Source organism: Roseomonas sp. TAS13 (assembly GCF_001950415.1).
GTDB classification, from domain to species: domain Bacteria; phylum Pseudomonadota; class Alphaproteobacteria; order Acetobacterales; family Acetobacteraceae; genus Roseomonas; species Roseomonas mucosa.
The window spans coordinates 1-5,628 of record NZ_BDLP01000295.1; the positions used below are offsets into that span (position 1 = coordinate 1).

At 72.2% G+C, this 5,628-nt stretch carries 5 protein-coding genes; 1 reads left to right on the forward strand and 4 read right to left on the reverse strand.

Annotated features, from left to right (window positions below):
• Window positions 1–641, reverse strand: a 641-nt coding sequence (locus tag ROTAS13_RS18470) for an alpha/beta fold hydrolase (protein WP_371329202.1), incomplete at its 3' end; no start/stop codon positions are given.
• Window positions 642–1,142: 501 nt separating this feature from the next.
• On the opposite strand from ROTAS13_RS18470, the gene phaR reads away from it, so the two are divergent.
• Window positions 1,143–1,787: a polyhydroxyalkanoate synthesis repressor PhaR gene (gene phaR, locus ROTAS13_RS18475; protein ID WP_019463040.1), complete on the forward strand. Its 645-nt coding sequence runs from the start codon at window positions 1,143–1,145 to the stop codon at window positions 1,785–1,787.
• Between the two features lie 98 nt (window positions 1,788–1,885).
• Here the strand turns inward: phaR and ROTAS13_RS18480 are convergent, their stop codons facing one another.
• The 3 genes from ROTAS13_RS18480 to ROTAS13_RS18490 form a co-directional block, all read right to left on the reverse strand.
• On the reverse strand, window positions 1,886–3,490 hold the full coding sequence (locus ROTAS13_RS18480) for a serine hydrolase (protein ID WP_075823050.1): 1,605 nt from the start codon (window positions 3,488–3,490) through the stop codon (window positions 1,886–1,888).
• 11 nt (window positions 3,491–3,501) lie between these two features.
• A complete protein-coding gene (locus ROTAS13_RS18485) occupies window positions 3,502–4,533 on the reverse strand; it encodes a serine hydrolase (RefSeq protein WP_083755603.1) in 1,032 nt (343 codons plus the stop codon).
• 234 nt (window positions 4,534–4,767) lie between these two features.
• A partial coding sequence (locus ROTAS13_RS18490; protein WP_139323435.1) for an EAL domain-containing protein occupies window positions 4,768–5,628 on the reverse strand: 861 nt, incomplete at its 5' end.

The following is a 5,628-nucleotide window of genomic DNA, read 5'->3' on the forward strand; positions in this document are numbered from 1 at the left end:
GCATGGAAGTCCCAGGGCGTGGCCAGCAGGGCCAGGGCCCGCACCCGGTCCGGCCGCCGCAGCGCCGCCGCCAGGGCCAGCAGCCCGCCCATGCAATAGCCCACCAGCACGACCGGCCCGGGCAGTGCCGCCAGGGCGCGCTCCAGCCGCCCGGCGATGAAGCCGCTCAGGTCCATCCCCCGCTCCGTCGCGCCGGGATAGCCCCAGTCCAGCAGCAGCGGGCGCGCGCCCTGTTCCGCCAGCCAGGCCAGGATCGAATGTCCTGGCATCAGGTCCAGCACCCAGGCGCGGTTCACCAGGGATGGCACGAAGAGCAGGGTAGGGCCGGCGGCTTGGTCCTGGCCGGGCGGCGCATGGTCCAGCAGCCGGCTGGCGCCTTCCCGCCAGAGGACGGGATGCTCCGGGCGTTCCGGGCGGGGTTCGTGCCGGCGATAGGCCGCGAGCCCGCCGATCAGCCCCGAATCGAGGTCGAGGAGGCGCCGTGCCACCGCGGCCCGCAGCTCATCGGCGCTTGACCCGGACGCGTCGAGGTCGCGCAGCAGGCGCAACGCCTCCCGCCGCGTCCGGGCCGAGACCGGCCAGGCGCCGCTCCAGCTCTGCCACGCGTCGCAGGAGGATCTCGACGAGCGCGGCGGAAGCATCGCCAGTGCCAGCTGCGCCCGCCACCCCGCCAGCAGAAGGTGGAGGGGCAGGGGGCGTGGCCCCCGGCGGGGTGCGGAAGAAGGCGGCGAAGGGGCCGAACTCATGAGGCGTAGGCCCGGCGGGCCATCCCGTGGGCCACCCGCCTGCGGGCCACCCGGCGCCGGGCATGCCCATGGGGCCGTTGGGGCTCCCGCCGGGTAATCCCCCTGGTAATCCCCCGGATAATCCCCCTGGGGCGCCGGGCGGGGCGCCGCCCCAGCCTGCCGCGCCCTGCGACATCCAGGCGGCCAGCATCCGTGCCAGCTCCGGGTCGGTCATCCATCCGGCGATTTCCGTCTGCCACAGGGTGATCCAGTCCTCGGCCAGCTGTTCCAGCGTCCGCGCCTCATGCTCCCGATCCCCCTCATCGGGGTGCGACATCCATCCTCCTGCGCACAACCCTTTCGCGCCGCCGCATAGTGGGGCTAGCATGAAGCCCAAAGAACAGGGAGGGTGCCCACATGGTCGAACCCACGAGGCTCCGCGAAATGCCGGACGACGACACCGCCGGTTCCGGTCAGGCGACCGGCCAGGGAACTTCCCAGCCGGCCAAGCCACCGGTGGTGGTGAAGAAATACGCCAACCGGCGTCTCTATAACACCGAGAGCAGCTCCTACGTCACCCTCGAGGACCTCGCCCAGATGGTCCGCGCCGGGCGCGACTTCGTCGTCTACGATGCCAAGTCGGGCGACGACATCACCCGCTCGGTGCTGACGCAGATCATCGTCGAGGAGGAATCGAAGGGCAGCGCCATGCTGCCGACCTCCTTCCTGCGGCAACTGATCGGCCTCTATGGCGGCAACATGCAGACCGTGGTGCCGCGCTACCTGGAAACGGTGATGACCGGCTTCGCCCAGCAGCAGGAGCAGATCCGCCGTTCCGTGGAGGCGATGGGCGGCCTGACCCCGTTCCCCACGCCCTTCGCCGGCTTCGAGGAGCTGGGCAAGCAGAACATGGCGATGATGGAACGCGCCATGACCCTCTTCAGCCCCTTCAGCGCCACGCGCCGCGAAGGCTCCGCCCCGCCGAGCGAGGTCGACCTGCTGCGCGAGGAACTGGCCGCGGTGAAGGAGGAACTGGCCAAGGCCAAGGCGGGCAAGGGCTGAGACGAGCCCCGGCCGCGGAAATCTCTTCCTGCTTCGGGGGGAAAGGCCATGCCTTTCCCCCTTTTCAGTCTCCGGCGCCACGATCCCCACGCGGGACCTCAGCCGAGTCGCTGATAGGCCACGCGCTTCGCCCGGCCGCCATGGACCTCCAGCCCCGTGGGCGCCCCGGCCGCGTCGCGCAGCAGCCGCACGTCCAGCCAGCCATTCATCAGCGTGCCGGGCACATGCACGCGCACCACGTCGCCCTCCACCGCCTCGACCCGCCAGGGGCCGGCCGAGACCACCGGACCGCGCACCCGCACCGCCAGCCAGTCCTCTTCCGGTGCGATGGTCCAGACCGCGTCCATTTCCTCGCTGCGCCAGGTGCCGGCGAGGCCGGGCGGCAGGGCGGCGCCGGGGGCCACGCGGTGCCAGTGCGCGACATGCCCGGCATCCTGCTCCACCTCGATCAGCTCCGGCCCCAGCGGCCGGATGAAGAGCGCGGTGCTGCTGGCGGGCGACATCAGCCGCCCGTCCGGTGCCACCACGGCCTTCACGGAGAGGCCGTTCAGCGACAGCATGGCCCCGCCATCCCCGGTCGCCGCGATGTCCAGCGTCGTGGTGCTGTCCGGGTCCAGGTAGCGGCCGGCCAGCGCCTCCAGCTCGCCAGGCGGGGGCAGGGCCCGCGCCGGGCGGATGCCCGGCCGTTCCTCCAGGATCACGTCCAGCACCCGCTTCGCCAGGGCGCCGGGATCGGCGGTGCTGTCGTTGGTGATGGCGATCACCGTCACCTCGTGGCCGGGCACGCGCAGGAACTCGGTGCGGTAGCCGGGCCAGAGGCCGGAATGGCTGACCGTCCGCACGCCGCGATAGCCGCGCACGATCAGGCCGCGGGCATAGAAGTTCTCCCGCCCGTTGTTGAAGGGCGTCTGCTCCGAAAGCGCGTCCAGCCAGTCCGCGCCGATCCGCCGGGTGGTGAAGTTGCGGTCCCACAGCGCCAGGTCCTCGACGCTGGAGACCAGCCCGCCCTCGCCGCCGATGCGGAAGCCGTGCGGCGCGCGCGCCCAGCCGCCGCCCTCCCCGGGACGATAGCCGGTGGCCAGCCGCGGCACCGCCTCGTAGGGGTCCTCCACCATCCGCGTGTCGCTCATGCCCAGCGGCGCGAAGATCCGCCGTTCCAGGAAGCCGGGCAGCGGCTCGCCGGACAGGTGCTCGGCGATGCGGCCCAGCAGCAGGAAGTTGCTGTTGCTGTAGAGGAAGCGCGACCCGGGGGCGAAGTTCAGCCGGCGCTGGCGGCGGATGCCCTCCAGCAGCGTGGCGGAATCGACCGCCGTGCCGAGATCCGCGCCGCCCAGGCGCTGGATCTCCAGCATGTCGCGGATGCCGGAGGTGTTGTGCATCAGGTGCGCGACGGTGATCCCGGGGTCGAGATCGGGCAGTTCCGGCAGGTGCCGCCGCGCCGGGTCGTCCAGCGAGAGCTTCCCTTCCTCCCGCAGCATCAGGATCGCGGCGCAGGTGAACTGCTTGCTGACCGAGGCGATGCGGAAGCGCGTGCCCGGCCCGGCCGGCACGCCGTGCTCGATGCTGGCGAGCCCGGCGCCCCGGTGCAGCACCAGCTCCCCCTTCCGCACCACGCCCAGCGCCACGCCGGGCCCCTTGCGCTCCGTCCAGGGGGCGAGCAGCGCGTCCACCCGGCGTTCCAGCAGCAGCGAATCCAGTTCCATGGGGCGTTTCCTCAGACCAGGGAGTCGAGCAGCGCGGCGGTGAGAAGGCCCATCGCCGGCTTGCTCACGGTGCGGAAGGGTTCGGTTTCGGTCTGCGCGCGATGGACCACGACCAGGTCGAGGCTCGGCACCACCAGCAGGAAATGCCCGCCCCAGCCGCGCGCCGAACAGGCATCGCGGGGCAGGATCACGCCGGGCAGGTGGATGCCGTCGCGGCAGAGCCACCACATGTAGCCGTAGGCGCCGTCATCCCCGGCATCCGAGACCGGCCGCACCGAGGCGCGCACCCAGTCCGCCGGCACGAGCTGTTCCTCCCCCCAGCGCCCTTCCTGCAGCCAGAGCTGGCCGAAGCGGGCGAGGTCGCGGGCGGAAAGCCGGATCGGATAGGCCGGATGGAGGCTTTCGGGCGATGGCACATGGAAGGCGTCGCCGGCCGCGAAATCCTCCATCCCCAGCGGCGCGGCCAGCCGCCCGGCGAAGGCTTCCGGGATGCCCTGGCCGGTCGCGCGCTCGTAGATCGTGCCGAGGGCGTTGAAGTCCCAGTTGTTGTAGGTCCAGCGCGTGCCGGGCGGATAGGCGTGGCGCGGCGGCTTGATCTGCTTCATCCAGTCGCTCTCGTAGCCGGCCGGATGCATGATCCCGGAACGCGCGGTGAGCAGGTCGTACACCGTGGCGCCGCGCTCCATCGGCGAGAGCCCCTCGCGATCGTCGATGCCGAGGGATTCCAGCGTTGCCGACAGGTCCATCCGCCCCTCCGCCACCGCCATGCCGATCAGGGCGCAGAGGATGGACTTCCGGATCGAGCGGATATTCGCCTTCCAGGCCGGATTGCCCATGCCGCCGACCGCGCGGCCCTCCCGCAGCACCAGCAGCCCCTCGCTGCCCAGCGACTGTGCCCGGTTCAGCACCCGGGCGAAGCGGGTGGGATCGAAGCCGGCCGCGGCAGGGCTGGACCAGGGCACGCCGAAGGGAGGATGGCTGTTCATGACCGCCGTGGTGCCCCGGATCGGCGGAACGGCGAGCGTCGGCCGGTCATCGGTCATGCTTCACCTTCGGCGCCGCGCTTCCCGGGGGACAAGGCTCCGCCTTTTCCCCCGTCCCCCTTATCCGCCAGGAACCTGAGGTTCCTGGACCTCCCGTTCGTTGGCTCTTCGCTGCCGGCCGGAGCGGCTCCGGTCCCCGGCGGAGAGGGGGTCCGGCGGGAAAGGCGGCGCCTCTCCCCCGGCGGGCCGCCACGAAGCGCAACGACGGAACATCCGGGAAAGCGGCCGCCCGGATCATGCCGCGGGCAGGGCCAGGAAGTGTTCCACCGGCATGGCGCGGCCCCAGAGCCAGCCCTGGACCTCGTGGCAGCCGACCTGCCGCACCATGGCGAGCTCGGCCTCCGTCTCCACGCCTTCGGCCACCAGGTGCAGGCCGAGCGCCTGACCCATGGCGGCGATGGCCCGCAGGAAATCGGCCCCGCGCGGACTGGTGGCGGCGGCCCGGACGAAGGAGCGGTCGATCTTCAGCTCGTCGATCGGCAGGTCGCGCAGCCGCGACAGGGAGGAATAGCCCGTGCCGAAATCGTCGATGGCGATGTGGCAGCCGATCCGGCGCAGCGCCATCAGGTTGCGCTCCACCGGCGCGGCCTCCCCGGCCAGCGCGCCCTCGGTCACCTCGATCACCAGCCGGTCGCCGGAGGTGCGGCAATGCGCCAGCCTTTCCTCCAGCCGCGCCGCGAAATGGCCGTTGGCGAGACAGACGGGCGGCAGGTTGATGCCGATCCTCTGCCCGGGCGCGAGCTTCGGCAGCAGCGGGGCGACCTGTTCCAGCAGCCGGTCGGTCAGGCCGCGGATCATCCCGGTCTCCTCGGCCACCGGGATGAACTCGGCGGGCGGGACGAGGCGGCCATCGGCCCGGCGCCAGCGCATCAGGGCCTCGCCGCCGGTCAGCACCTTGCCGGCGGCGGTGTAGCGGGGCTGGATCTCGACGAAGAGGCCGCTTTCCGGCCCGCCATCGAGCATCCGGTGCAGGTCCTGGAACAGGGCGAAGCGGTGCCGGGTCGCCGTGCGCATCGGCGCGGCGAAGCGCCGGACCTGGCCGGAGGTTCCCTGCGGCGTCTGCGGCCGGGCCTCCAGCAGCGCCACCGTGGCGGC

What these genes read in the sequence shown, in the direction of transcription:
- phaR (WP_019463040.1), top strand. Translation starts at nt 1,143, where the DNA reads ATGGTCGAACCCACGAGGCTCCGCGAAATGCCGGACGACGACACCGCC.
- ROTAS13_RS18480 (WP_075823050.1), bottom strand. Translation starts at nt 3,490, where the DNA reads ATGGAACTGGATTCGCTGCTGCTGGAACGCCGGGTGGACGCGCTGCTC.
- ROTAS13_RS18485 (WP_083755603.1), bottom strand. Translation starts at nt 4,533, where the DNA reads ATGACCGATGACCGGCCGACGCTCGCCGTTCCGCCGATCCGGGGCACC.